Here is a 24,065-nt window from a genome sequence, read left to right as displayed (position 1 = left end):
GCAGCCATGACCACGATATCCACGCGACCACATCGAGAAACTGGAGACCCCCACTGGATAGAATGGGTCACCGGCACGGTTTCGGCGCTGCTGGTTATCGCCATGATCGGCTGGATCGGTCTTGAGGCGTTGATGGAAGAGGATCTGCCCCCTGAATTTGCGGTCACCATTACCGGCCGCGCGGCAGTCGAGGGTGGACATCGAGTGGAGTTCGAGATCTTCAACAGGGCCAACCAGACGGCGGCGGCCGTCGTCGTGCGGGGCGAGTTGATCGATGGGGGGCAGGCAGTCGAAGAAGCTGATATCACCTTCGACTACGTCCCGGCGGAATCGAAAGCCTCAGGAGCAATCCTGTTCCTTCAGGATCCGGGTCATCTCGAGATCAGAATTCGGGCTCTGGGATACACGGACCCCTAAGATCGGGAATAGCGCGCGATTGAACCCGCCGCGTCATCACGTTGACGCCAACCCCGTGACAAATTGTGCGCCGCCACACCGGGATCATTCTTCCGCCACATGCGTTAGCCAACGCTGCTTCGCCGGCTCGCTCGAAGCTTGGGCATAGGAGCGGCGACGATAGTATAAGGAGTACAGGGATGAAGAAATTTGTTGTGGTGGCGATTGCCGCCTTGCCAGTGATTACGAGCGCGGGAGCCGCCGTTGGGGCTGACGTGATTTCCCGCCGTGACCCGGTTCCGACCTATGAGGAACCGGATCAGCGCGGTGGCGTGCGCATCGGTTATCTGGATTGCACGATTGGCGGCGGTGTCGGTTACGTTCTTGGTTCCGCCAAGGAAGCGGACTGCGCCTTTACGTCGGCAATCGGTAGCGAGCCGATCGACCACTATACAGGTGTTGTCCGCAAGATGGGCATCGATGTCGGCTTTACCACCCGTTCGCGCCTGATCTGGGCCGTCTTCGCCCCCACCGCCGGATATCACCACGGGTCGCTGGGCGGCCTCTATCAGGGAGCCACGGCCGAAGCGACTGTCGGCGCAGGCGTCGGCGCCAACCTGCTCGTCGGCGGGACCTCCGGTTCCATCCATCTGCAGACAGTGAGCGTCACCGGCCAGCTCGGCCTCAACCTTGCCGCAACTGGAACGTCGGTAACACTAACTCCGGCGAGCTGATTGTCTCTGGACACAGCTCTTCCCGAGCGAGGAGCTGTGTCCGTTCTAGGTTGCAGGACAGCACTGCGGAAAACCGCATAGATAGGTCAGACCCATAACCTCGAACCAATGTCGCACTCGGAGCCAGGCGTTTAGTCTTGCCGCTTCGATAGCCCCCCTTGCCGCAGGCCCTTCATATTCATACCTTAATAGCAGGTACGGCTTGATCCTGCAGAACTTGCGGGGTTTTGAGCCAGTAAGCGCCTCATCAGGATTTGCATCATGGATACGGAGAAGATTTTGCGGTCCGTCGTGGCCGTACGAGCATCAATTCCCGAGAATGCCTTTACGGCCAATACGCTCGGCACCCGCCGGGAAGGAAGCGGAGTCGTCATTCGCGAGAACGGGTTGGTGCTGACGATCGGTTATCTGATCACCGAAGCCGAGGAAGTGTGGCTGACTAGGCATGACGGTAAGGTCGTGCCGGCACATGCGCTGGCTTACGATCAGGAAAGCGGTTTCGGCCTGGTCCAGGCGCTTGCCCCGCTCGATTTGCCGGCGCTGTCGATCGGCGATTCCGATGGCGCCTTTCTTGGCGACCCAATTGTGCTTGCGGATGGCGAAGGCCACTACATACGCGGTAACATCGTCGCCAAGCAGGAATTTGCAGGTTATTGGGAATATCTTCTGGAGGAGGCAATCTTCATCGCGCCGGCGCATCCGTCCTGGGGCGGGGCAGCATTGATCGACGCGGAAGGTAAGCTGATCGGAATCGGTTCGCTCAGACTGCAGATGAGCCGAGGCGGAGAGATCGCCGATATCAACATGGCCGTGCCGATCAACCTGTTGAAGCCGATCCTAGACGATCTTCTCAATCGCGGCGAGTTCAATCGTCTGCCTCGCCCATGGCTCGGGGCCTATTCGGCCGAAAACAATGGCGAGGTCGTAGTAATGAGCGTCACCGAAAACGGGCCGGCCGCGCAGGCAGGGCTTCGTCGAGGCGATGTGATTTCCGAAATTCGCGACGACGAGATCGACGGGCTTGCCGATTTTTACCGCAAGCTCTGGAAGACGGGTCCGCCGGGATCGGAGATCCCCATGCGCATCCTGCGCGATGGGCGCGAAGCATGGTTGAGGGTACGATCCGCCGATCGCAATGATTTCCTGCACAAGCCGCAGTTGCAGTAGTTCCGTTCCTGCTCGAACTTCGGCAGGACTTGGCCGGGTTGTTCTACCTTATCAGGATGGCTCGGAAGTCATTGACATTCGTGCCGGTCGGCCCCGTCTGAAAGACGTCTCCGATCGCCGAGAAGCCGGTGAAGCTGTCATTGGCGTCAAGGAGCTTCCTGGCGTCCAGGCCCGCTCCACGTAGCCGTCTTGCCGTCGTGCCATCGGCAAAGGCGCCGGCATTGTTTTCAGAACCGTCAATACCGTCCGTATCCGCTGCAAGCGCGGTGATCCGGTGACCATCGATTGCGAGCCCAAGAGCCAGCGCGAACTCACCGTTGCGTCCGCCTCGGCCGCCTTTTGCACGCAACGAAACGGTTGTCTCGCCGCCCGATAGCAGGACGGCCGGCTTTGAGAAGGGTCTGTCACGCAAGGCCACCTCGCGGGCCAGGGCCGCGTGAACCAGTGCCACATCCCTGGCTTCACCTTCAATGGAGTCGGAGAGGATATGGGGGGTAACCCCATTTGCGCGGGCTACTTCCGCTGCGGCTTCGAGCGAGACGCCGGCGGAGGCGATGACGAAATGCTCGTGGCGGGAGAAGACGGGATCGTCGGGTGTTGGCGCGTCGGCCGCAGAGGAATTTAAATGCGCAAGCATCGCATCGGGCAAATCCAGCCTGTACTGCTCGATGATGGCGAGAGCGTCATGCCTGGTCGTGTCGTCGGGTATGGTCGGGCCGGAGGCAACAAATGCTGGATTGTCCCCTGGAATGTCCGAAACGATAAGACTGACGACGCGCGCCTTGGTGGCGGCGGCCAAACGTCCGCCTTTGATGGTCGAAAGATGCTTGCGAACCACGTTCATCGCCGAGATCGGCGCACCGGAGGCAAGCAAGACCTCATTAAGCGCGATCTCGTCGTCGAGCGTCAGGCCCTCCGGCGGAGCGGGCAAGAGAGCCGAGCCCCCGCCGCAGATCAGCGCAATGACAAGATCCCGCTCGTTGAGATCGCTGATCGCCTGCACCAGGCGTTTTGCACCGGCAAGCCCCGCGGCGTCAGGCACCGGATGGGAGGCTTCCAGGGTCTCGATCGAATTTGTGCGGCAGCCGTAGCCATAGCGCGTCACGACCAGGCCCGAGAGTGGCCCCTGCCAGACGCTTTCAAGGGCTGCCGCCATCTGCGCGGCTCCCTTGCCTGCGCCGATTACGACCGTGCGTCCGCCATTTGGCGGGGAGGGAAGATGGTTCCTGATACCGGTCAGCGGATCGGCGGCATTGACGGCGGCGTGGAACAGCGCCGCCAGAAAGTTCCTGTCTTCCATTTCTCACTCCTCGAAGTCCGGCATCTTTCGATCACGGCGGCTGACAACCGTCAACCAGGCTTGATCAGCCGGTTGCCGGTGGTGGGGAACAAACCGAGCGGCACTCGGTTGTCCCTAGGATTCGCCGCATGGAAGGAGTGACAAATGACCGAACATATCAAGGAAGCTGGCTATCCGGGGCAAATCGACATCGGCGGCAGTCGATCGGCCGTCACCTATAAGCTCAAGGCTCGCAAGGAGGACGATGGCGCCTTCCACGTCGCCGTCAGCCTCACGGCGCCCCGCGATTGGCTGCTGAAAAACGGGTTCCGCAAGGAGGCAACCCTGGTGCGGCAGGATGGAAACCGGATTCCGGTGCATTTCGAAGAGACATTGAACGTTGCCGACAACATATCGGTGACACTGCGCGCCGATGACGCCGTGGTCGGTTCGATGGAGGAGCTGCGCAATAAGTTTCCGGAGTTGCGGGCTAGCTGATTACCGGGCAGGCATGATCTCGGCAGCGGATTGCCGAATGGTCTGCATCAGAATGGCAAGCGGTGTCGAGGTTTCTGCGTCGACCCGCATGGTCAGCCCCACCGGCCCCCGGGTCTCGGTGGTGTCGATCGGCAGGGCTGCCAAATTGCCGTCCGTAATCTCTGCTGCAACGACACCGGCCGAAATGATCCATATCGCATCGCTCGATTTGACGAAGGCGCGTCCGAATGCATCCGAAACCGTCTCCACCTGGGTTGGCAGACTTGCGACGCCGTTGGCGATAAGGAATTGCTCCACCGACGGCCGGATGATCGAGCCGCGCGAGGGCATCAGCACCGGATAATCGGATAACCCCTCGAAAACCGACTGCTTGCTTTCCAACAGCGGATGGCCGCACCGGACCGCAAAGACCACCTGTTCGGAATAAAGGTGTTCGAAGGAAAGGCCGGTCATCTTCTCCGGGGAAGCCAGCCGGCCGACGACGAGGTCGAGATCGCCGACCCTGAGCTGCTCCATCAACACCGCATTATCCCCGGTCACGATCTTGACACGGCTCCCGGTCTTCTCGGCCAGAAACAACCCCATGGCGCGCGGCATGATGCGGGTCGACACCGTCGGCAGAGCGCCGATCCTCACGGGAGGAGCGGAATCGAAGAGTTCCTGCGAAACGGAGTCGATGCCCTGCCGCAGCGCCGTCAGCGCGGCGCCGGCATGGCGCAGGAACACTTCCCCGTAGCGGGTAATGCGGATGCCCCTCCCTTCGCGCTCGAATACCGAAACGCCCAAGGCATCTTCCAGTTCGCGGATGGTCTTTGTCACAGCCGGCTGACTCACGTGGAGTATTTCGGCAGCTCTTACGACGCTTTTCTGACGCGCGACTTCGACAAATGTATGCAAGTGTCGAAACTTGACTCGAGAATTGATCAAGATCAAATAACCTTGGGGTTAGGAGAACATGCTGAAAATATCATTTTACCTAACCAGAAACTAGTGCAATCTACCAGTGCGAGAGGAGGCGCGGATGCAGTTTGTGCACATTAACGATATCGTGATCCATTACGACATCCGCCGTGCGGATGACGGCCGGCCCACCATCGTCTTCATCAATTCGCTCGGAACCGATAGCCGCATCTGGCATCAGGTTCTGCCGAAGCTTGCCGAGGACTACACAATCCTGACTTACGACAAGCGCGGCCACGGCCTGTCCGGCCTCGGAAGCCCGCCCTATTCAATCGATGATCACGTCTCCGATCTCGCCGGCCTGTTGGATCACCTGGCGCTGTCTCGCGTCATCGTCTGCGGCTTGTCCGTCGGCGGGTTGATTGCTCAGGGTTTGTATAAGAGCCGGCCGGATTTGGTAAAGGCGCTTGTGCTTTCCAACACGGCCCACAAGATCGGCACGAACGAGATATGGGCGGCGCGCATTGCGGCGGTGGAAGAAAACGGAATCGGCAGCATTCTGGAGGCCATCATGCAGCGATGGTTTACCGAAGGCTTCCGCAGGCCGGAAAACGCGGCATACCAAGCATATTGCAATATGCTCGTGCGTCAGCCCGTAAGCGGCTACAGCGGTACCTGCGCGGCAATCCGCGATGCCGACTTCACCGCTGCGGCAAAGGAAATCGCCGTGCCGACGCTCTGCGTCGTTGGCCGCGAGGATGGTTCCACGCCGCCCGACGTGGTGAAATCTCTTTCCGATCTCATCCCCGGCTCACGTTACGAGGTCATCGAAGGCGCGGCGCATATCCCGTGCGTGGAGGCCCCAGCCGCCTACGCCGCCCTGATCCGTGGCTTCATCGAAGAATTAGAAAAGGAATAGACATGGCCGAAGCTCAAGCGCCATCCGACCGCTATGCCGATGGTCTTAAGGTTCGCCGTTCGGTGCTCGGCGACGCCCATGTGGACCGTGCACAGGCGAACCAGACGCCGTTCGATCAGCCGTTCCAGCAACTCATAACCGAAAGCGCTTGGGGTACACTCTGGTCCCGCCCGAACTGGACTAGACGCGAACGTTCCATGGTGACGATCGCGTTGCTTGCCGCGCTTGGCCATTATGAAGAGGTCGCGATGCACATTCGTGCCACCGCCAATACCGGTGCGACGAGAGACGATATCTGCGAGGCCCTGATGCATGTGGCAATCTACGCCGGGGTTCCGGCCGCCAATCATGCGTTCAAGGTGGCCAAGGCGACCTACGCCGAAATGGACGCGGAAAAGGCCGCGGAGGAGGTAAGATGAAAAATATGCCACCCGAAACCACACCCTTCTTTGCTCGCGACAGGGCCTGGCACCCGCCGGCATTCACGCCCGGCTACAAGACTTCGGTGCTCCGCTCGCCGCAGCGTGCGCTGATTTCGCTTGAAGGCACCAAGAGCGAGATTACCGGCCCCGTCTTCGGCCATAACATTCTCGGCGAATTCGACAACGACCTGATCGTCAACTATGCCAAGCCCGGCGAGATGGCGATCGGCGAACGCATCCTCGTCCACGGCCGCGTGCTGGACGAGCGCGGCGTTGGCATTCCGGGAGCGCTGGTGGAGTTCTGGCAGGCCAATGCCGGTGGCCGCTACCGCCATAAGAAGGAAACTTATCTCGCGCCCCTCGACCCGAATTTCGGTGGCTTCGGCCGCGCCATCACCGACGAGAACGGCGGTTATTTCTTCAAGACCATCAAGCCCGGCCCCTATCCGTGGCCGAACGGCGTTAACGACTGGCGCCCGGCGCATATCCACTTCTCGGTCTTCGGTCATGGCTTCGCCCAGCGCCTGATCACCCAGATGTATTTCGAAGGCGATCCCATGGTCTGGATCTGTCCCATCGTCAAAACCATTCCGGACGAGAACGCCATCAAGGGCCTGATTGCCGCTCTCGACATGCAAAACACTATCCCGCACGACATGCGGGCCTATAAATTCGACATCATCTTGCGCGGCCGCCGCTCGACATTTTTCGAGAACCGCAAGGAAGGTAATTGATCCATGGTTCAGCCGCTCACTTACTTCAAGGAATCGGCCTCCCAGACAGCGGGGCCCTATGTCCATATCGGCTGCACGCCGAATTTTTCAGGCATCACCGGCGTTTATCCCGAGGATCTGGGCTCCGGTTCGCTGGTCAACGACAAGACCCGCGGCGAGCGCATCACCATTCGCGGTTTCGTCTATGACGGCGTAGGCACGCCGCTCAAGGACGCGCTGATCGAGATCTGGCAGGCCGACGCGGACGGCTTCTACAACAGCCCCTCGGAAACCCGTGGCAAGGCCGATCCGAACTTCTTCGGCTGGGCTCGCCAGCCCGGCGACATGGCGACCGGCGAATTCGCCTTCGAGACGATCAAGCCGGGAAAGGTGCCCTTCCGGGACGGCCGGCTGATGGCCCCGCATGTCAATTTCTGGATTGTCGCCCGCGGCATCAATCTCGGCCTCAACACCCGCATGTACTTCTCCGACGAGGACGAGGCCAATGCGGCGGACCCAATCCTGTCGCGCATCGAGCACCGGGTTCGCGTTCCCACCCTGATCGGCAAGCGTGACGGGGCGGTGGTGACGTTCAATATCTATCTTCAAGGCGAAAACGAAACTATCTTCTTCGATATCTGAGAAACGAAGAATTTCAGGAGTCGGCATGAGCCTTTCGGCTTTCGACCACCCCTACCTGTCCGGTCTTGTCGGCGACGAGGAGACCGGACGACTGTTTTCGGCCGAGGCCGAAATCAAGGCTATGCTGGCATTCGAAGATGCCCTGGCCGGCGCGGAAGAAAGCGCGGGTGTCATTCCGGCACACGCGGCGCAAACAATCAGCGCAGCGTGTCAAACATTCGTGCCGGATCTGGAAAGGCTTCGCGCCGGAACCGGGCTGGACGGCGTTGTCGTTCCCGAACTCGTGCGGCAACTGCGCCAGGCAGTCGGCGGCGAGGCGGCACAATATGTGCATTTCGGTGCCACCAGTCAGGACGTTATCGACACTGCGCTGGTTCTCAGATTGAAGCCGCTCTGCGGGCTGTTCAACGATCGCCTTTTTTCGATCGAAAACGCTTTTGAAGAGATGGATCGGGTCTTCGGCGCTCGGTCTCTTATGGGCCGTACCCGCATGCAAGCAGCGATCCCCATCTCCGTAGCTGATCGTATCCGCGCATGGCGGGAGCCGCTGACGCGCTATCGCCGGCGGCTGGAGAATTTCTCAACCACTGGCTTTGCGGTGCAATTTGGCGGGGCAGCAGGCACGCTGGAAAAACTGGGCGAGAAGGCCGAGCTCGTGCGCAAGACCTTGGCTTTCAGGCTTTCGCTTGGCGACGCCGCCCAGTGGCAAAGCCAGCGGGACCGTGTAGTCGAACTGGGCGGCATTCTGACGATGATTTCCGGATCGCTTGGAAAGTTCGGCCAGGACGTGGCGCTGCTTGCTCAAATGGGCGGCGAGATCGAGCTTGCCGGCGGAGGCGGTTCCTCCGCCATGGCTCACAAGCAGAATCCGGTGGCTGCCGAAGTGTTGGTTGCCCTTGCCCGGTTCAATGCCGTGCAGATTTCCGCCCTGCAGCAATCGATGGTTCACGAGCAGGAGCGGTCGGGTGCTGCATGGACACTGGAATGGCTGGTCCTGCCGCCGCTCGTGATGGCAACAGGGACCGCCTTGCGTCTTGCGGCGGAGCTTGCCGCCAATATCCGGTCGCTCGGACGGTAGGCGAACGTCGGGCTTCAGCTCAGGACCGCACTGAGCCTCGCAAGCACAGATAGGAAAACCTTCTTGTCTTCACCGGCAATCTCCTCGAGAAGCCTGTCATGCGCATCGGCAATTACCTGGAGCCGTTCCTGCATGCTGCGACCATCCTCGGTGAGCCTGACACTGTAGCTACGCTGGTCATCCGGGTTTGACTGGCGTTCGATCAAACCCCGATCGGCAAGGTCCTTCAGGGTCGACGTGAGGGTCGAGCGATCTCGGCCGCAGATACGGCTGAGTTCCGATGGCGTCATGCTGTCGCGCTGAGCCAGCACAGTCAGCAGTGCATACCAGCCGGGCTTCAGATCGGCCCTTCCGGTCGCCTTCGCGAAAGTCTGAAACGAAGCCTCTTGCGCCACGCGCAAGTGATAGCCGATGCGGTTTTGGAATATCGAGGATATGAGATCTTGGGTGTCCCTAGACGATGCCCGCGCGTCGTCCGCCCGCTCTACCGATAGCTTCTCTGTCATCGTGCCGTCCTCCCCGCCGCAAAACTAACGTAACGGAGCCAGACCAGCAAGATAGTTTGGTATCAAACCATATTATCTGAGGCACGAGCAGACAAGGGTCGGTGAAGGGGAACCAACTCCCGGCCACGCCATCTCCAAAGCTCACCGGCGCAAGGATCATCCCGCGAGGATATTGAAAAAGGAAAAAACGTAGAATCCGATCACGATGAGAGCGGCCAAAGCCAGCAATAAGGCAGGAATGCTGTTCATAGTGTCTCTCTCTGTCCCGCCGATTTAACGCACTGGAGGCTTGGACGTATCCATCAAAAATCGTGGGTGACCCGGCGGAGGTTAAGAAAGTGCTGGAATTCAAGCAAAATGCGCCACCACTCCAATGAAATCAAATAGGTATCAGGTGGAAATCATTCCTGTGCGGCTCAAAATCGTTGGAATGACACAACTTAACTCCTTGATATTGCGATGGTCTTTTGGGATTTGTACTTTTCACTAGGCTTGTCCTTTCTGCACAACTCCGAGATTTGTTACAGAGGTCCGGCCATCACCTCCTGGACATCTTGGATAACGACCCTCCTGACGGCCGACGCGGCGCGCTTCCGTCCACTGCCAGCGTTGGCGTTCATCGCGGTGCGCCGGCATCCCTTTGCCTCGATCTTCGTCTTCATGAGATCGGCGAGGGCGGAACTTTGATGAAGCCATTCAGTTTGCATCCCCAAACAATGGAGAAGCATCATGGTAGAGAACCGAACCCGCGAAATCTTCGTAACCGGACTGAAGAACGCGCACGCGATGGAGAACCAAGCGCTCTCCATCATGAAGCCTCAGATAAAGCGGATCGAAAACTATCCCGACGTCGCGACGAAGCTCGAGCAACATGTTCGCGAGACCGAGGGGCAGATCGCGCGCCTTGAGGAAATCCTCTCCAGCCTCGCGGAAGATCACTCCTCACTGAAAGACATGGCGCTGTCGGCCGTCGGTACTATGGCTGCTCTCAGCCATACGGTCGCAGGCGACGAGATCCTCAAGAACAGCTTCGCCAACTTCGCTTTCGAGAACTTCGAAATCGCAGCCTACAATTCTCTTATCACCATCGCCGAACTAGGCGGATTTCCCGGGCTGGTTTCGGGTCTCCAGGCAAATCTCGACGAGGAGGTCGCCATGGCAAAATGGCTCGAAGCCAATCTTCGCCAGACGACGATCAAGTTCGCAAACTTGAAGGAAGCAGGTCAGACCGCGAAGGTCTGAATCAATCACTCCTTACTCGGCTGCGCCACTAGGGCGGCCGGTTCTCATCTCAAACGAGGCGGCTCATCATGCTCATGGGTTCAGGTTAAGGTAGACCAGCTTCCCCTAGACCGTTCTGTAAAAACGTCTGCGGCCGCTCCCAAATAACCATTAGATTAGTGTCGTGGACGATCGTGCTCAGTACAATAGCGGGAATATCTTTGCTAGGTTGATAATAGGCTGCCAAAAGGAAGCTAATTCGGGCTCGAAGGGTTCCAGTCCTGCCGTGAAGGCTTGGTTCCTATTCTACTTTCATCAAATAATCCGGTCCAGCGATCGCCCGGTCAATGCGCTCATGTCCCTCTAGTCGGGCCCTCCAGCGAGCAAACGTGGCAGGCGTGAGGTCTCGGAAATGCTGTCGGAGGTACTCGGGTGTAGACCCTGACGCAGGGTCACGATGGCTTGCTCGCGCTCGCAGCCCGTCAAACTACATACCGAACGAGGCCGCGGCGTCGGCCACCACTTTCCGCATTGCGTCCAGCGATCCACGCAATACCCTGAAGTCGGCGCTCAAGTCCGGTGCTGCGTCCTGCTCCTCCCAATAGAGGAGCGTATTATGCCAGCCGGTCGTCGTTTCCATGAGGCCGCGCATTCGCTGCATCGTTCTCTCGTCAATCTTCGCCGCCGCGCGTTCCGCATTGCGGGCGAGTTCGACGAGATCGTTGGCCTCGACACCCCAGATCGGTAAAGCCGTCCGGAGCTTGAGGATTTGGCCATTGATGTCTTCTATCTGGGTTTTTTCCATACGACGTAAGTACCGCGCAGATGGGACTATTCAACTGTGACCAAAACTAAAAGTTGACTTCTCAATGATTTCGTTCTATTGGTGGTTTATCGATCTTTTGCTTGCTGAACTTTGGTTGCCGCGCGATTAGCACCGCGCCTGACGAACTTCCCTTTCAAAATCAATCGCTATCACCATCCGCAGGGCTTTGGCTCTGGGATCAGTCTCAATCTTGCTTTGAAAGGGTTCATCATCATGACCACAGGCACAGTAAAATGGTTCAATTCCACCAAGGGCTTCGGCTTTATCCAGCCTGACAACGGCGGCGCTGACGCGTTCGTACACATTTCCGCCGTCGAGCGCGCAGGAATGCGCGAAATCGTAGAAGGCCAGAAGATCGGCTACGAACTCGAGCGCGACAACAAGTCGGGCAAGATGTCGGCCTGCAATCTTCAGTCGGCTTGATCAGGTTTCTGCTTTCCCTTGACCACGGATGTACTGGGACTGTCGAAAGCAAGATATCTGCGAGGCCAGGCGAACAGCCTGGCCTTTTCCCGTTCTCGCGGCCTATTTGGACCACCCACCACACAGACACATCCAAAATCGCGACAGCAGGCTGAGATCGCGTTCCGGCATACTCAGACGGAATTTTTTGCACGCTCTCGTGCGATCGAGGAAGTCGAATCGATCATCTAGGGCCGTGAAGTGAGACATCCCGGCTCGTCAAGCGCGTCTCGTCAAAGAGGCACAGGGTTATCGCCCAGCCGCCGAAGCTCTGGTCAGCAGACGCCTTAAAAAGCCCTGATCCCATCCTAAGGCGGCGGTCCGCTTCCCTGACAAGGGACAATGCTCAGGGAGTTTTCATGACGGCGCACGATACCGAAGACCATCTGGACTGGGGACCAGAGCAGCTTCGCCATGCGCTTGATGCCGCTGGGGTGGCTATGTGGTCCTGGAATGTCGACACGGACGTGTTTGTCATGGACCCCACGGGTTACCGCTTGTGGGGCGTGTCGCGGGAGGGGCCACTCTCCTTCGAAGACTTGTCTGCGAAAATTCACCCGGCCGACCGTGACCGGGTGAGGGCGGCATTCTCCGCAACGCGTGCTATCGTCGGCGCGTACGAAATCGACTTCCGAATTTTGGTCGGCCATGATGTCAGGTGGATTTCCGCCCGTGGCCAAGGCAACGACGAGGGTATCAGGAACCGGAATATGACTGGCATTTTTCTTGACGTGACCGGGCGAAAACAGGCCGAAGAGGGACATGAGCTACTGGCAGGGGAAATGAGCCATCGCGTCAAGAATCTGCTTGCCGTCGCATCTGGGCTGACCCAGATCACGTCTCGGTCGTCGAGTTCGATTGAGGATATGGCCAAGCAATTGACGCAGCGACTGAAGGCTCTCGGGCGAGCTCACGATCTCGTCCGACCGTTGCCCGGTGACCAAGGCGAAGCCGCTTTGCTCGGTGACCTGTTCACGGTACTGCTAGCGCCTTACGAAGAGGAAGGAGCGTTCGCAGGCCGGATCAGAGTCGCTGTCCCCCGCATGGGCGTCGGAGAGGCGGCGGCGACCGGGCTTGCGCTCCTCATTCACGAACTTGCGACGAACTCCCTGAAGTACGGAGCTCTCTCAGTCCCGGAAGGTACGCTTGACGTGTCCGGCAGTATGATCGGCGACGACGTGGAGGTGGTCTGGACGGAGCAGGGAGGCCCCGAGGTTTCGCCCCCAGAAGGTGCTGGCGGGTACGGGAGTAAGCTCCTGTCACGCATAATGACGGGACACCTTGGCGGAACGATTAGCCATAACTGGTCCGAAAGCGGAGTCCTCGTCAAGCTGAGGATCGCCAGTAAGAAGCTCGCGGTTTAGCGAATAGGCAGTTCACGGCCAACGCCTGCAGAACCGTCGGCGCTATCGAAGCCGCTGGTTGGATGCTCTCCGCATTCGAAGAACGCATCGCGGAAGGCGACCTGCGCCATTGGAAGGAGCTTCGCAAGATTGTGAAGCAGGCAGTCAACCTTCTTCCCCCTGCGCCGCAAAGTTTTCACTGACGATTCCGGCACCCGCTTCCTTTTTCGCAGCCTCGATATCGGGAAGCTGAACCGTTCCAGATCGACTACATGGTCGTGCAGGAAATAGAGGAGGAAGAAGTGACTATGCGTCAGAACCTCGAGCCAAAACCAACCGAACCAGCAGCGGCAAAAGAAGTTGCGGTCGGATAGCGCACGAAGTAGCTTCCCCCCATCATCGGGTGACCCCATCATCCTTGCGTAATGCCGTGACGTCGGTTTGTATCCTTTGCGTTAACAATAGTGCAGTACATGCCGGCCTGACCTTGTGAAAGGTCTACCAGTGCCCAGGTCGAAGGTTTCGCGGGCTGTCCCGTAAAGACATCGAAGACTGTCCAGCTGCGATCAAGTTCTTGACGAACGGCATACCTCATTGTTTCGTGGGTCATGCGATCCTCATGAAGGATGGCAACGACCGGAATGGTCCTTGCGTTCATCAATCGCGAGCATCCTAGCACCTATCGGGGAATGAGTCCGCGTTGCTCATAGCTTCACCGCTTAAGAAGTAAGTGCCCTTGGGTGGCAAACACATGCCGACCGGATATGTTGTTGGTCGCTGGGATACCCTTGGTGGGAGAGGGGCTTTGAAAACGACAGTGACTACAGCAGGGCGTTGGAGCCCGCCAGTCGCCATCAGGATCGGCTGCGGATCATCGGAGCTGATTAGGGCCCGCGGAGGCGGCTCACTAACTCAGCATCTCTCAGCTTCAAAGAGAAGGCCCAGACGTTTTTCCCGCCTGGGCCTCCAAACAGTCCGTTGGATATTCATAGGGTCACCTGTCGGTTTGGGCGTCAATAGCTCCAACGGGTAAAAGCCCCCAAGTGCCCTCTATCACGAGGAAGGGGAAACCCAGTCGATCTCGATGCGCGACATCTGTTGCGGTAATATCGTGCAGCATATATTGGCCGATTTTCCGACAGGTTCACCAAGCAAAAGTAGAGAGCATTGCGGCTTGCATATGAAGATGTAAACCGTCCTTGGGATTAAAAGTCTACGACCAAATTCAGGGTCTGCGGCGGGCTTGAATTCTTGGGCCGCCTTATTGGAAGAATTCACCGCGACAAGACATGCTTAATATGAATAATTATTTTGGCGCGTTCCAATTTAGGTCCATATGGATCAAAAAATACTATCCTTTCCCTAAATAATATTTTTCTTGGCAATCCTATCAATCGAGTGCCAGAGAGCCTATAAAGAAATTGCAGCCGCCCTATACGCCGGCAGCAGAAAGATTTCTCATGACATTCCGTCCCCTCCACGACCGCGTCGTCATCCGACGCGCCGAAGGCGATCTCATATCCGAGGGCGGGATCATCATTCCCGATACCGCCAAGGAAAAGCCGCAAGAAGGCGAAGTGATCGCCGTCGGCCCCGGCCTGCGTGATGAAAGCAGCAAGCTGATCCCGCTAGATGTGAAGGCCGGTGACGTCATCCTGTTCGCAAAATGGTCCGGCACCGAGGTCAAGATCGACGGCGAAGACCTTCTGATCATGAAGGAGTCCGACATCATGGGCATCGTGGAGAAGACCGGAGCGCCCGCCGGAAAGGCTGCCTGATCCGTCGCATTCCGATCCTGTACCTCAAAACCGAACTGGACCAGACCATGTCTGCCAAGGAAATCATCTTCTCCACCGACGCCCGCGATCGCCTGCTTCGCGGTGTCGAACTGCTCAACAACGCCGTCAAGGTGACACTCGGCCCAAAGGGTCGCAATGTCGTCATCGACAGGTCCTTTGGCGCGCCACGCATCACCAAGGACGGTGTCTCGGTCGCCAAGGAAATCGAGCTTGCCGACAAATTCGAGAACATGGGCGCACAGATGGTGCGCGAAGTCGCGTCCAGGACCAACGACCTTGCCGGCGACGGCACCACGACCGCAACGGTGCTTGCGGCCTCCATCTTCCGCGAAGGTGCCAAGCTGGTCGCCGCCGGCATGAACCCCATGGACTTGAAGCGCGGCATCGACCTTGCGGTTGCGGCGGTGCTGGCAGAGATCAAGGCGCGCGCCACAAAGGTCAGTTCATCGAGCGAAATCGCCCAGGTCGGCACGATCGCCGCCAATGGCGATGCGACCGTGGGCGAGATGATCGCCCACGCTATGGACAAGGTGGGCAATGAGGGCGTCATCACGGTCGAGGAGGCCAAGACGGCCGAGACCGAACTCGATGTCGTCGAGGGCATGCAGTTCGACCGCGGTTATCTTTCGCCCTATTTCGTGACCAATACGGAGAAGATGCGCGTAGAGCTGGAGGATCCCTATATCCTCATCCACGAAAAGAAGCTCGGCAACCTTCAGGCATTGCTGCCTATCCTGGAAGCCGTGGTACAGAGCGGCAAGCCGCTTTTAATCATCTCCGAGGATGTCGAAGGCGAGGCGCTGGCGACATTGGTTGTCAACAAGTTGCGTGGCGGCCTGAAGGTCGCGGCGGTCAAGGCTCCGGGCTTCGGCGATCGCCGCAAGGCCATGCTGGACGACATCGCCCTTCTGACGGCGGGCCAGATGATCTCCGAGGATCTCGGGATCAAGCTGGAAAATGTCACGCTCGACATGCTCGGCCGCACCAAGCGCGTGCTGATCGAGAAGGATACGACCACGATCATCGATGGCGCTGGCGAAAAATCCCAGATCGCTGCGCGTATTGGCCAGATCAAGGCACAGATCGAAGATACGACCTCCGACTACGACAAGGAAAAGCTGCAGGAACGGCTGGCGAAACTCTCCGGCGGGGTCGCGGTGATCCGTGTCGGCGGCTCGACCGAGCTTGAAGTCAAGGAAAAGAAGGACCGGATCGACGACGCCCTCAATGCCACCCGCGCGGCGGTCGAAGAAGGGATCGTTCCAGGCGGTGGCGTCGCCTTGCTGCGCGCAAAATCGGCTCTGACGGGACTGACGAGCGAGAATGCCGACGTGACGGCGGGGATTTCGATCGTGCTCAGGGCGCTGGAAGCCCCGATCCGGCAGATCGCCGACAATGCCGGCGCCGAAGGCTCGATCGTCATTGGAAAACTGGCCGACAGCACGAACCCCAATCAGGGTTTTGACGCGCAGACGGAAACCTATGTCGATATGATCGAGGCCGGCATTGTCGATCCCGCCAAGGTGGTTCGGACTGCCCTGCAGGATGCCGGCTCGATCGCAGCACTTCTAATCACCGCTGAAGCAATGATTGCAGACGTGCCCGTGAAGGAACCTGCGGCCGGCAACGGCAGCGTGGCCGGTATGGGATACTGAGAGCAGAGCAGTGCCTAACCCGCTCGGCCGGCGCGACCGGGGAGCGGTTCCTCATCATCAATAAAAGGATATTCCAATGGCCATGCAGAGCAGCAGCAAGACATCGATATTCCAGCGGTTCGACAGCTATCAGCCATCCAAAGCCGTCCTCGTCTGGGCCTGCGTCGTGACGGCAGTCGCCACGATCGTGGTCGGATTCAACTGGGGCGGCTGGGTAACGGGCGGCACCTCCCTCAAGGCGGCGACGACTGCGGGCGAGACGGCAAGCAGACAACTTGCGTCAGCCATATGCGTTGAGCGGTTCAGGACTGCGCCGGATGCCGCCGCAAAGCTGACTGAATTCAAGGCTCTCACGGACAGCTACAAGAAGCGCCAGTTCATCGAAGCCGGTGGCTGGGCAACCATGCCGGGACAAACGTCCATCGACAGCAACATCGCCGAAGGCTGCAGCACCGCGCTCTCCGCCTGAAGCCGTGCTCTTCAACGCTCGCTCTGGCGCCCCATCGGGGCGCTCCCTTATCTGTCACAGCAGGAGAATGACGCGTGATCCGTTTCGAAAAGAACGCAGCCTCTGAACCCGTGCCGAAGGAGGCCGAGAACAGCCGCTTCGATCAAATCCGCGAGGCCGCGGCAGAAGGACATAAGAAATTGACAGCAGACCGCACACGTCGCCACGCGCTGTCAGCGAAGAAAGACGACCACCTTATCTGAGATCATCCTGCATCTGTCTCAGATGTTGATAGATGGCAGGCGTTATCCACGCACAGGCGATCCCGGGGGCGGCATGACGCGGCGTCCGGGATCTTCGAAAAGCAAAAAGCTGCGAGCGGGTATTGTTCACCTCAGCGGCAGAAGCGAAATAGCTCAGCCGTCGAGCGTTCGCAGAAGATCTGCAATCTTGATCGTCGAAAAATTCGAGAATGTGTCGCATACCGCGTATGGCAGGACGATCTGGTCGTTGTGGCGCATGGCGCCGCAAGTGTAGACGACGTTCGGCACATACCCCTCCCGCTCCGAGGGCTCCGGCCGCACCAGTGGTTCGCTCGAGCGGGCGAGGACCTTGGACGGATCCTGTTTATCGAGCAGCGCTGCGCCAATCGCATATTTGCGGACTGCGCCGACGCCATGGGTCAGCAGCAGCCATCCTTCGTCGAGCTCGATCGGTGAGCCGCAGTTTCCCATCTGAACGAATTCCCACGGAAATTTGGGCTGCAGGATCAGTTCCCCTCCATCCCAAGAATAAAGGTCGTCGGAATAGATAAGATAGAGGTTCTCGTTGTCCTGTCGTCCGATCATCGCATAGCGGCCATCAATTTTGCGGGGAAACAGTGCCATACCCTTGTTTCTTGCTGCCGATCCTCCGAGCGGGGTCATCCGGAATGATATGAAATCGCTGGTCTCCAGCAATTCGGAGCGAATGGCCTTGCCGCTATAGGCCGTATAGGTCGCGTAGAATGTCCTCTGCCCACCTTCCTCGAATGCCACGAAACGCGCGTCTTCGATGCCGTTCGACTGCGCCGGCGTGATCGGAAAGATCACCCGCTCGCTGATATGCTGCCGGGCGCTGAAGCTCAGCTCGACGGGATCGCCGAGCGGGTCCGATATCCGCGTGAGCACTGTCGGAGTGGAGGCAAGCCGGGCGGTCGGCTCTATTTCCACGCTTCCATCCTCCGCGATCAATCCGGTTCGAAATGTCAGCGAGGACACATGCCCTTCGCCCACGGCGCGCAGGCTTAGGATGAACCGCCGGCTGCCCTGGAGGACTCCGGACTGATCCGGATGGACGACGATGCTTGGGTTGAACAACGCCGATGCCTCGAAGGAATATTCATGCAGAAAATAGGCGCCGACGAGCTGACGTTGCACCTTGGTAAACTCGACGTGAGGCGTGAATGCCTCCTCCATGTCGCTCGCTCGATTTTCAAACGTCGCAAGCAGATTCCGGTGGCGGCCTTCGAAATTTTCCAGGACATCGGCGAGCAGGCTTTCCGCCGTTTCGTGGTCGAGCGTCAAAACCCGATCGACGATGTGGTTCGCTCGTGTCTTGTCCGTCGGATTGAGGTCCCGGGGCTCGGTCGCGGGCTTGAACGGGCGCACGACGACGCGCGCGGGATCGGGACGTAAGAAAAGGGCCTGACGGTTCAGAAAAGTGGCTTGTGACAAAGTAATCTCGATTTTATCTGGATTGAACTTCACGCACTCACGGCGTGAAGCGGAACGAATGTTGCGGGATGGCCGCTTATGCGCGCGAGCTTGCGAACCTCCACCAGCCCCAGCAGATAGGAGACGACGGATTCACCGCCTCTGTTCTCGTTGACCCGCGTGCGGTGCAGCCCGTCTCTGCAGCTGCCCGTGTCGAGATCGACGAGCGGCAGCGACAGATCGTTGCTGCCCAGGAACCAGGCAAATGCGCGGGCTGCGTCGTCTTTCCATTCGCTGCCGTGGTCAGCGCGCCATGCCGCAAGGCAGGCGGAGATGGTGGCTGCGGCTTCGACCGGCTGCTGGTCAAATCCTTTCGGCGGCATCCGGCTGTCGAGGAAACCGTCCGTTCCAATCGGCCTGAAATGGCCGAGGGGGGCCGTCTGCAAGATCATGAGCCAACGCAGGGTTTTCAACCCGGCGGCGACATATGCAGGCCTTTCACTGGCAAGCCCGGTCAAGATCAGTGCCTGGGGCAGGCGCGCATTGTCATAGGAGAGACCTTCCTCAAACCAGGTCCAGTCCTCCGTCTCCACGCGGGTGAGCAGATCCATCAGACGGTCCGCGAACAGCAGCCGCAGGTGTTTGGCGAAGATGTCGTCCCCGCGTATCGCGCAATAGCCGTCCAGCCCGAGCAGCGTAAAGGCCCAGGCGCGCGGCGAGAGAAAACCTTCGGCCGTCGGCAGGGCTTCGGCAAACAAGCCGGTCGCCCATCGTCTCCGAGAGGGATTGACATCACCACGGGCACCTTCTCCCAAGGCCCATAGCGTTCGGCCATGGCTGTCTTCGGAGCCTCTGTCTTCGAGCCAGCGACGATCGAACCCCATGAAATTGCGGAAATGCTTTTCGTCGGGATTCCAGGCGTGCTGCACGAAGGACGCGAAGCGCGCCGTCAACGGTTCCGGCAGGAGCTTCTCGCCCGGTGTGTTGAGCGCGACCGCCAGAAGTAGCGCTCGCGCGTTGTCGTCGACACAATAACCATGCGAGCGGTCGGGCACCGAGTGGACGGCATGCTGGAACAGCCCGGTGTCGTCACACATCGACAGAAGATAGGCGAGCTGCGGTTCGGGAGAGGCAGGCAGCCTACGCACCACGGTATTGCCAGCCGGTACGAGTGCATTGGGGCGAGGTCTGCGCAGGGTCGCCTCCCCGAACAGCGAGAGATAGCGCTCGGCCGTTCTCTGCCATGTCATGGACCGGCTGCTCGCATAGGCCCGCAAGCGCATGGCATTGCGCCGGACATCGTCGGTAAGCAAAGTCGCGATCTCTCTGCCGATAGTCTCCGCATCGCTGAGAGGAACGAGGATCCCGCGTCCATCCGCCAGAAGTTCGCGCGCGTGCCAATAGGGCGTCGAAACGACCGCCTTCCCCAGGCCAAAACTATAGGCCAGCGTGCCCGACGTCATCTGCGCCTCGTTCAGATAGGGGGTGGCGTAGACGTCGCACATGGAAATGAAGTCCAGGAGCGTCGCCTGGTCGACGAACTGATCGAGGAAGACCACGTGGTTCTCAATCCCGAGATCCAGCGCGCGGGCAACCAGGCTTTCACGATATGCTTCCCCCTCGTTGCGGACGAGATTGGGATGGGTCGCGCCTAACACCACATAGACGGCGTCGGGCCGGCTCTTCAGGATCAGCGGCATGGCATCGATCATGATCTCAATGCCCTTGTTGGGCGACAGCAGCCCGAACGTCAGGATGACAGACCGATCCTCGAACCCGAGCTTCGTCTTTGCCAGGTCGGGTTCACAGAAGGCGATGTCCGGAATTCCATGGGGGATCACCTCGATTTTCTCGACCGGAACGCCATAGACCTCGCGCAACAGCGCCCGGCCTTTTTCCGCCATCACCACGACTTTCGCAGATGTGTCGATGATCTGCGTGAGGACGCGACGTTGAGCCGGACTGGGCTGTGCGAGCACAGTGTGCAGCGTGGTCACGATCGGCATCTCCAGCCGCGAAAGCAGCGCGAGGATATGGCTTCCGGCCTCGCCGCCAAAAATGCCGAACTCATGCTGAAGACAGACGACATCGAACCCGCCTGCATTCAGAGCTTCCGCCGCACGGACGTAATCCTGCGGACTTTCGTCGGGGATCTGAAGCCAGACGCTGGCGGGATAGTCATAGGCGTGACCATGATCCGTCATCGCGACGATCGCGGTCTCCACACCAGCAGGTGATTTTGAAATGGCCTGCTGCAGGTCGATCGTGAAGGTTGCGATCCCGCAACGGCGGGGCAATGAGTTGCCGATGAAGGCAATATTCTTGAGATGGGTATTCTTGAAGCTGGTCATAGGTGACCCTCCATGGAGCGGAGCGACACGCTGGCGGGTTTTCTTGATGAAATGCCCACCTGCGGTAAATCGCGGATCGCAAGGTTAGGTTTACGATCGTCGAGATCGCGCAAAAGTCCGGGCTGGGGTGCGCTGTCGGCATAGGCCAGCAGAACCGTCAGCCCACTGCGCCCGACATTGATGACGGCTCGATCCGCTTCGGCAAAGAATGCATCTCCAACACCGGCATGAAGCGATCCCATGGTTGCGTCACCCGCTGTGACCAGGGCCCAGGTCTCTCGCTGCGCCTGCAATTCCCAATTTGCGTCTGGCGGAAGATCGATCCTTTCTAGGACGAAAAAATCGCAGGATACGAGTTTCATCCGTTCGACGGTAAGATACGTGGGGGTCTTATCTGGTTTCGCCGGCCCCAGATCGACCACCGCCACCGCCTGGTCTATGTGGAGCTCGCGCGACCGCCCGTAGTCGAAGAGGCGGAATGTCGTATCGCTTCTCTGCTGGATTTCGGCCATAACAAGACCCGGGCCGATGGCATGGATGGTTCCGGCTGGAATGAAAAACACATCGCCAGCGGCCACTGTCTGCCATTTGACAAGGTCGGCAATCGACCCGTCCGCGATCGCGCCTCGCAACTCCGGCTGGGTCAGCGTCCGCTTCAACCCAATGGCGACCTGGGCGCCGTCTTCCGCCGACAGCACATACCATGCCTCGGTCTTGCCGTTGGCCATCCCCATCGATTGCGCAAAGGCGTCGTCAGGGTGAACCTGAATAGATAGTCTCTGCTTGGTGAAGAGCAATTTGAAAAGCAGGGCTGGAACAGGGGCCTGGGTCTCCAGACGATCAAACCTGAGTTCGCCGATTGCGGTTTCGCTGTTGCCGCACCGGCTCCAGGGTTTGAGATCGTGGCTGCCCCAGGGTTTGGAAGATGTTCGCACGTCGGCGTGCTCGAATGTCATGGAGGCCTCCTGGATCTTACCGCTAAGATCGGGATGACCTGAGATCGGACTAGCCTTCTTAGAAGCGGCGGCGCCTCAAGGTCTAAGTAAACAAAAATATTTCCACGCCGGAGATAGGGGAGGTTGGCGGAATTTCCCAATAATTATAAGGTTTATGTGAGATATATCGCGTTATTTCGCGCGCTGAATTCACCGCTCAGTTCCGAATATAAGCCGATTTCGGAATATTAAAAGTTCTAATATTACCATCAGCGCTTCTCTGGGGGTAATTTAAACTAAATCGGCGCCGCCTCCGACAGTCGCACAAGCCCGGCGGTCTTGGCTCGCGGGCCTTAACGCCTATCTCTCGTTTCATAGAAGGTGGCAAAGGCTGCAACTTTACCAGTTCGACTTGTAATTGAGGGTGCTGCGCACGACATGTATCAGTGATAGCAGTTCGTTTCACGGGCGCTGCCTTTGAGGGCGCGAACCCTCGCCCCAACAAAGGAGGACAATATGTCTTCCAATCCATCACTTGAATACATCGATCCCGTTGATGTTGCGATGATCAGGGATATCTTGAGAACTGCTGGTTTCAGGGGTGTTGAAGCCGAAGCCGGTTCTGACGCGAAGCACATGGCCTCAGTCTTCCTACATTCGGAGTTCCGAAACGGAAACAGGACGAAGGAGGCGCTATTGCGCGCGCTGGAGGGCCGTCGCAAAGAGTTCAAAAACGTTCTTGGGACTGGCGGTTTGCCAAAAGACCAAACTGTCGATCCATGGCAGGATGAAGGAGCCCGATAATGGCCCTCTCCTTCCTCAACCCCGCGCGTAGTTATGACGAAACACATCGACGCGTTCGTTTTCTCGGGCACGACGGCATGTTCGAGGTTCGTTTTTTTGTATCCGGCGACGTGCTGGCCGATAAATTGTGCCAGCGAACTGCGAGCGCCGATGATTATCTGGCTTCTTTCGACGCCCTGCGGCCTAGAATTCAAAGGGCTGCGGCGACGGTTTACGCAAAAACGCCAAAAAGCACGATCGTCCTCGATCTCGAAAACTTCAGGTGATTGACCTACGTCAAAGGATATCGTCATGCAGCATCCGATCCCTCCGCATAAAATAGGCCAATACGGAAAAGAAAAACTCTGGTACGTCAGCGAGTTCGCGCAGCGATTTCGTCTCGATAAAAGGGAAGAAAATCGCCTACGGAAGTTGCTCGGGCCGATCGCCAAGGAGATCGATCTGCTCAAAAACGCCGGCAGATAGCAATGACGGGCGTATCGGCGACATCCAACGGCCAGCCACTAGAGCATCGGATTTGGTCGCGCCAAGACATATTAAACCAAATCATGTTGGGATCAACCTTCCTCCAATTGACGGCCGCAGGCCGTCAGACAACCCCATTCAGCGAGTTCAATCTCGGAAAGAGACAGCGGCGGGGATATCGGGGAGGAAACCAGCCCGTCTCCGATTGCGATCTCGTCGCCGACCCAGGCGGTGTAGAGCTTATCACCGTCTATGTGCCAGTCGGCTATCAATGACTCCAGATGCCCCAGCCTTTGGCTGCGGCGGGCCAACTCACGGCTCGTCGTTCCGCCTTGTTCGATTCGAGGAATGCCTTGGCTGATGTCGGCGAGGAGGTAGTTGTCAGGATGCCCGGATACAAGCGCTCAAGTCTCGCTAATTGGCCGCGAAGGGCCTCGGCATATCGGTAGGGGTGAGGGTTGTTCTGTCACTCGAAGCATCGATCGAAAGCTTGCAAGGCAGAAGACGGCGGAGCGCTAAGCGGGACGTAGCCCCTAGCGCGATGGCGGCGCGTAGGTGTAGTCTCGTCCGCGTAGCTAAAGGTCATCGCCGTGTTACGCACGTGCCGCGAAATCGGAGTGGTGGAAGCAGTAGTTAAAGAAGCGGAGGAGCGATGCTGGAGTTTTTGTTAGTCAATTGGCTAAATATCTCCTGTTGCGCGACAATTATATTTATCTGGCGTTGTAGACACATAGAATATCTGCTTTATCATCGTAAATTGTATTTAAGCATATTATAAATATACGGAACTAGATCATAGATATTATTT

Annotated in this window: 26 protein-coding genes; 19 read left to right on the top strand and 7 right to left on the bottom strand. The window is 58.5% G+C overall.

Annotated elements, in window-relative coordinates; translation table 11 throughout:
• Positions 1 to 6: 6 nt before the first annotated feature.
• The 3 genes from EDE05_RS09420 to EDE05_RS09410 all read left to right on the top strand — a co-directional run bounded on the left by EDE05_RS09420 (position 7) and on the right by EDE05_RS09410 (position 2,297).
• Positions 7 to 417: a TIGR02588 family protein gene (locus EDE05_RS09420; protein ID WP_112797873.1), complete on the top strand. Its 411-nt coding sequence runs from the start codon at positions 7 to 9 to the stop codon at positions 415 to 417.
• Positions 418 to 596: 179 nt separating this feature from the next.
• Positions 597 to 1,130, top strand: a complete 534-nt coding sequence (locus tag EDE05_RS09415) for a DUF992 domain-containing protein (protein ID WP_105371110.1) — start codon at positions 597 to 599, stop codon at positions 1,128 to 1,130.
• A 261-nt stretch (positions 1,131 to 1,391) separates the two neighbouring features.
• Positions 1,392 to 2,297 (top strand): S1C family serine protease, encoded by a 906-nt coding sequence (locus EDE05_RS09410; RefSeq protein ID WP_112797875.1) that lies wholly within the window; start codon positions 1,392 to 1,394, stop codon positions 2,295 to 2,297.
• A 43-nt stretch (positions 2,298 to 2,340) separates the two neighbouring features.
• On the opposite strand, the gene EDE05_RS09405 is transcribed toward EDE05_RS09410, so the two are convergent.
• On the bottom strand, positions 2,341 to 3,597 hold the full coding sequence (locus EDE05_RS09405) for a glycerate kinase (protein WP_134100685.1): 1,257 nt from the start codon (positions 3,595 to 3,597) through the stop codon (positions 2,341 to 2,343).
• 144 nt (positions 3,598 to 3,741) lie between these two features.
• Between EDE05_RS09405 and EDE05_RS09400 the strand changes: the two genes are divergently transcribed.
• Positions 3,742 to 4,074 carry a hypothetical protein gene (locus EDE05_RS09400; protein WP_105371107.1) on the top strand — a complete coding sequence of 111 codons (333 nt, stop codon included), beginning with the start codon at positions 3,742 to 3,744 and terminating at the stop codon, positions 4,072 to 4,074.
• Here the strand turns inward: EDE05_RS09400 and pcaQ are convergent, their stop codons facing one another.
• Complete coding sequence (pcaQ, locus tag EDE05_RS09395; protein ID WP_112798036.1) at positions 4,075 to 5,001, bottom strand: pca operon transcription factor PcaQ; 927 nt, start codon at positions 4,999 to 5,001, stop codon at positions 4,075 to 4,077.
• A 94-nt stretch (positions 5,002 to 5,095) separates the two neighbouring features.
• On the opposite strand from pcaQ, the gene pcaD reads away from it, so the two are divergent.
• Genes pcaD through EDE05_RS09370 form a run of 5 tightly spaced genes read left to right on the top strand, consistent with a single transcriptional unit; the run spans position 5,096 to position 8,748 of the window.
• Positions 5,096 to 5,893: a 3-oxoadipate enol-lactonase gene (gene pcaD / locus EDE05_RS09390; RefSeq protein WP_112797879.1), complete on the top strand. Its 798-nt coding sequence runs from the start codon at positions 5,096 to 5,098 to the stop codon at positions 5,891 to 5,893.
• Between the two features lie 2 nt (positions 5,894 to 5,895).
• The gene (gene pcaC, locus EDE05_RS09385) at positions 5,896 to 6,312 is read left to right on the top strand and encodes a 4-carboxymuconolactone decarboxylase (protein WP_105371105.1); all 417 of its coding nucleotides are present in this window, start codon (positions 5,896 to 5,898) and stop codon (positions 6,310 to 6,312) included.
• The gene (gene pcaH / locus EDE05_RS09380) at positions 6,309 to 7,049 is read left to right on the top strand and encodes a protocatechuate 3,4-dioxygenase subunit beta (RefSeq protein WP_105371104.1); all 741 of its coding nucleotides are present in this window, start codon (positions 6,309 to 6,311) and stop codon (positions 7,047 to 7,049) included. The genes pcaC and pcaH overlap by 4 nt, the downstream gene beginning before the upstream one ends.
• Positions 7,050 to 7,052: 3 nt before the next feature.
• On the top strand, positions 7,053 to 7,670 hold the full coding sequence (pcaG, locus tag EDE05_RS09375; protein WP_112797881.1) for a protocatechuate 3,4-dioxygenase subunit alpha: 618 nt from the start codon (positions 7,053 to 7,055) through the stop codon (positions 7,668 to 7,670).
• Between the two features lie 25 nt (positions 7,671 to 7,695).
• Entirely contained in the window at positions 7,696 to 8,748 is a 1,053-nt protein-coding gene (locus tag EDE05_RS09370; protein WP_112797883.1) for a 3-carboxy-cis,cis-muconate cycloisomerase, read from the top strand.
• A gap of 14 nt (positions 8,749 to 8,762) precedes the next feature.
• Here the strand turns inward: EDE05_RS09370 and EDE05_RS09365 are convergent, their stop codons facing one another.
• Positions 8,763 to 9,254, bottom strand: a complete 492-nt coding sequence (locus EDE05_RS09365) for a MarR family transcriptional regulator (RefSeq protein WP_112797885.1) — start codon at positions 9,252 to 9,254, stop codon at positions 8,763 to 8,765.
• A 729-nt stretch (positions 9,255 to 9,983) separates the two neighbouring features.
• On the opposite strand from EDE05_RS09365, the gene EDE05_RS09360 reads away from it, so the two are divergent.
• Entirely contained in the window at positions 9,984 to 10,496 is a 513-nt protein-coding gene (locus tag EDE05_RS09360; RefSeq protein ID WP_112797889.1) for a ferritin-like domain-containing protein, read from the top strand.
• A gap of 466 nt (positions 10,497 to 10,962) precedes the next feature.
• Here EDE05_RS09360 and EDE05_RS09355 read toward each other — a convergent pair whose 3' ends face one another.
• Positions 10,963 to 11,280: a hypothetical protein gene (locus EDE05_RS09355; RefSeq protein ID WP_134100681.1), complete on the bottom strand. Its 318-nt coding sequence runs from the start codon at positions 11,278 to 11,280 to the stop codon at positions 10,963 to 10,965.
• 234 nt (positions 11,281 to 11,514) lie between these two features.
• Here EDE05_RS09355 and EDE05_RS09350 point away from each other — a divergent pair, with 234 nt between their 5' ends.
• The 6 genes from EDE05_RS09350 (at position 11,515) to EDE05_RS26775 (ending at position 17,271) form a co-directional block, all read left to right on the top strand.
• Positions 11,515 to 11,724, top strand: a complete 210-nt coding sequence (locus tag EDE05_RS09350; RefSeq protein WP_112798038.1) for a cold-shock protein — start codon at positions 11,515 to 11,517, stop codon at positions 11,722 to 11,724.
• Positions 11,725 to 12,122: 398 nt separating this feature from the next.
• Positions 12,123 to 13,127 carry a sensor histidine kinase gene (locus EDE05_RS09345; protein WP_112797901.1) on the top strand — a complete coding sequence of 335 codons (1,005 nt, stop codon included), beginning with the start codon at positions 12,123 to 12,125 and terminating at the stop codon, positions 13,125 to 13,127.
• Positions 13,128 to 14,566: 1,439 nt separating this feature from the next.
• Complete coding sequence (locus EDE05_RS09340; protein ID WP_112797905.1) at positions 14,567 to 14,884, top strand: co-chaperone GroES; 318 nt, start codon at positions 14,567 to 14,569, stop codon at positions 14,882 to 14,884.
• A 47-nt stretch (positions 14,885 to 14,931) separates the two neighbouring features.
• Positions 14,932 to 16,560: a chaperonin GroEL gene (gene groL, locus EDE05_RS09335; protein ID WP_112797907.1), complete on the top strand. Its 1,629-nt coding sequence runs from the start codon at positions 14,932 to 14,934 to the stop codon at positions 16,558 to 16,560.
• A gap of 76 nt (positions 16,561 to 16,636) precedes the next feature.
• A complete protein-coding gene (locus EDE05_RS09330) occupies positions 16,637 to 17,029 on the top strand; it encodes a hypothetical protein (protein ID WP_112797909.1) in 393 nt (130 codons plus the stop codon).
• A 74-nt stretch (positions 17,030 to 17,103) separates the two neighbouring features.
• The gene (locus EDE05_RS26775) at positions 17,104 to 17,271 is read left to right on the top strand and encodes a hypothetical protein (protein ID WP_166675441.1); all 168 of its coding nucleotides are present in this window, start codon (positions 17,104 to 17,106) and stop codon (positions 17,269 to 17,271) included.
• A gap of 153 nt (positions 17,272 to 17,424) precedes the next feature.
• Here EDE05_RS26775 and EDE05_RS09325 read toward each other — a convergent pair whose 3' ends face one another.
• Genes EDE05_RS09325 through EDE05_RS09315 form a run of 3 tightly spaced genes read right to left on the bottom strand, consistent with a single transcriptional unit; the run spans position 17,425 to position 22,009 of the window.
• On the bottom strand, positions 17,425 to 18,723 hold the full coding sequence (locus tag EDE05_RS09325) for a glycoside hydrolase family 130 protein (RefSeq protein ID WP_134100678.1): 1,299 nt from the start codon (positions 18,721 to 18,723) through the stop codon (positions 17,425 to 17,427).
• A gap of 29 nt (positions 18,724 to 18,752) precedes the next feature.
• The gene (locus tag EDE05_RS09320; RefSeq protein ID WP_134100674.1) at positions 18,753 to 21,053 is read right to left on the bottom strand and encodes a glycosyltransferase family 4 protein; all 2,301 of its coding nucleotides are present in this window, start codon (positions 21,051 to 21,053) and stop codon (positions 18,753 to 18,755) included.
• The gene (locus tag EDE05_RS09315; protein ID WP_112797913.1) at positions 21,050 to 22,009 is read right to left on the bottom strand and encodes a class I mannose-6-phosphate isomerase; all 960 of its coding nucleotides are present in this window, start codon (positions 22,007 to 22,009) and stop codon (positions 21,050 to 21,052) included. Before EDE05_RS09315 ends, EDE05_RS09320 begins: the two co-directional genes overlap by 4 nt.
• A 495-nt stretch (positions 22,010 to 22,504) precedes the next feature.
• Here EDE05_RS09315 and EDE05_RS09310 point away from each other — a divergent pair, with 495 nt between their 5' ends.
• The 3 genes from EDE05_RS09310 to EDE05_RS26770 are packed head-to-tail and all read left to right on the top strand — an operon-like array spanning position 22,505 to position 23,257.
• Complete coding sequence (locus EDE05_RS09310; protein WP_112797915.1) at positions 22,505 to 22,792, top strand: hypothetical protein; 288 nt, start codon at positions 22,505 to 22,507, stop codon at positions 22,790 to 22,792.
• On the top strand, positions 22,792 to 23,058 hold the full coding sequence (locus EDE05_RS09305; protein ID WP_112797917.1) for a DUF1488 domain-containing protein: 267 nt from the start codon (positions 22,792 to 22,794) through the stop codon (positions 23,056 to 23,058). Before EDE05_RS09310 ends, EDE05_RS09305 begins: the two co-directional genes overlap by 1 nt.
• A 25-nt stretch (positions 23,059 to 23,083) precedes the next feature.
• Positions 23,084 to 23,257 (top strand): hypothetical protein, encoded by a 174-nt coding sequence (locus EDE05_RS26770; protein WP_166675440.1) that lies wholly within the window; start codon positions 23,084 to 23,086, stop codon positions 23,255 to 23,257.
• Positions 23,258 to 24,065: the final 808 nt, after the last annotated feature.

The organism is Neorhizobium sp. R1-B (assembly GCF_004368875.1).
Classification (GTDB): Bacteria; Pseudomonadota; Alphaproteobacteria; order Rhizobiales; family Rhizobiaceae; genus Neorhizobium; species Neorhizobium huautlense.
This window is presented reverse-complemented; position numbering and strand designations above follow the sequence as displayed.

Bases quoted from the DNA above. Each gene is read 5' to 3' on its own strand.
- EDE05_RS09420 (WP_112797873.1), top strand. From the start codon at position 7: ATGACCACGATATCCACGCGACCACATCGAGAAACTGGAGACCCCCAC.
- EDE05_RS09415 (WP_105371110.1), top strand. From the start codon at position 597: ATGAAGAAATTTGTTGTGGTGGCGATTGCCGCCTTGCCAGTGATTACG.
- EDE05_RS09410 (WP_112797875.1), top strand. From the start codon at position 1,392: ATGGATACGGAGAAGATTTTGCGGTCCGTCGTGGCCGTACGAGCATCA.
- EDE05_RS09405 (WP_134100685.1), bottom strand. From the start codon at position 3,597: ATGGAAGACAGGAACTTTCTGGCGGCGCTGTTCCACGCCGCCGTCAAT.
- EDE05_RS09400 (WP_105371107.1), top strand. From the start codon at position 3,742: ATGACCGAACATATCAAGGAAGCTGGCTATCCGGGGCAAATCGACATC.
- pcaD (WP_112797879.1), top strand. From the start codon at position 5,096: ATGCAGTTTGTGCACATTAACGATATCGTGATCCATTACGACATCCGC.
- pcaC (WP_105371105.1), top strand. From the start codon at position 5,896: ATGGCCGAAGCTCAAGCGCCATCCGACCGCTATGCCGATGGTCTTAAG.
- pcaH (WP_105371104.1), top strand. From the start codon at position 6,309: ATGAAAAATATGCCACCCGAAACCACACCCTTCTTTGCTCGCGACAGG.
- pcaG (WP_112797881.1), top strand. From the start codon at position 7,053: ATGGTTCAGCCGCTCACTTACTTCAAGGAATCGGCCTCCCAGACAGCG.
- EDE05_RS09370 (WP_112797883.1), top strand. From the start codon at position 7,696: ATGAGCCTTTCGGCTTTCGACCACCCCTACCTGTCCGGTCTTGTCGGC.
- EDE05_RS09365 (WP_112797885.1), bottom strand. From the start codon at position 9,254: ATGACAGAGAAGCTATCGGTAGAGCGGGCGGACGACGCGCGGGCATCG.
- EDE05_RS09360 (WP_112797889.1), top strand. From the start codon at position 9,984: ATGGTAGAGAACCGAACCCGCGAAATCTTCGTAACCGGACTGAAGAAC.
- EDE05_RS09355 (WP_134100681.1), bottom strand. From the start codon at position 11,280: ATGGAAAAAACCCAGATAGAAGACATCAATGGCCAAATCCTCAAGCTC.
- EDE05_RS09350 (WP_112798038.1), top strand. From the start codon at position 11,515: ATGACCACAGGCACAGTAAAATGGTTCAATTCCACCAAGGGCTTCGGC.
- EDE05_RS09345 (WP_112797901.1), top strand. From the start codon at position 12,123: ATGACGGCGCACGATACCGAAGACCATCTGGACTGGGGACCAGAGCAG.
- EDE05_RS09340 (WP_112797905.1), top strand. From the start codon at position 14,567: ATGACATTCCGTCCCCTCCACGACCGCGTCGTCATCCGACGCGCCGAA.
- groL (WP_112797907.1), top strand. From the start codon at position 14,932: ATGTCTGCCAAGGAAATCATCTTCTCCACCGACGCCCGCGATCGCCTG.
- EDE05_RS09330 (WP_112797909.1), top strand. From the start codon at position 16,637: ATGGCCATGCAGAGCAGCAGCAAGACATCGATATTCCAGCGGTTCGAC.
- EDE05_RS09320 (WP_134100674.1), bottom strand. From the start codon at position 21,053: ATGACCAGCTTCAAGAATACCCATCTCAAGAATATTGCCTTCATCGGC.
- EDE05_RS09315 (WP_112797913.1), bottom strand. From the start codon at position 22,009: ATGACATTCGAGCACGCCGACGTGCGAACATCTTCCAAACCCTGGGGC.
- EDE05_RS09310 (WP_112797915.1), top strand. From the start codon at position 22,505: ATGTCTTCCAATCCATCACTTGAATACATCGATCCCGTTGATGTTGCG.
- EDE05_RS09305 (WP_112797917.1), top strand. From the start codon at position 22,792: ATGGCCCTCTCCTTCCTCAACCCCGCGCGTAGTTATGACGAAACACAT.
- EDE05_RS26770 (WP_166675440.1), top strand. From the start codon at position 23,084: ATGCAGCATCCGATCCCTCCGCATAAAATAGGCCAATACGGAAAAGAA.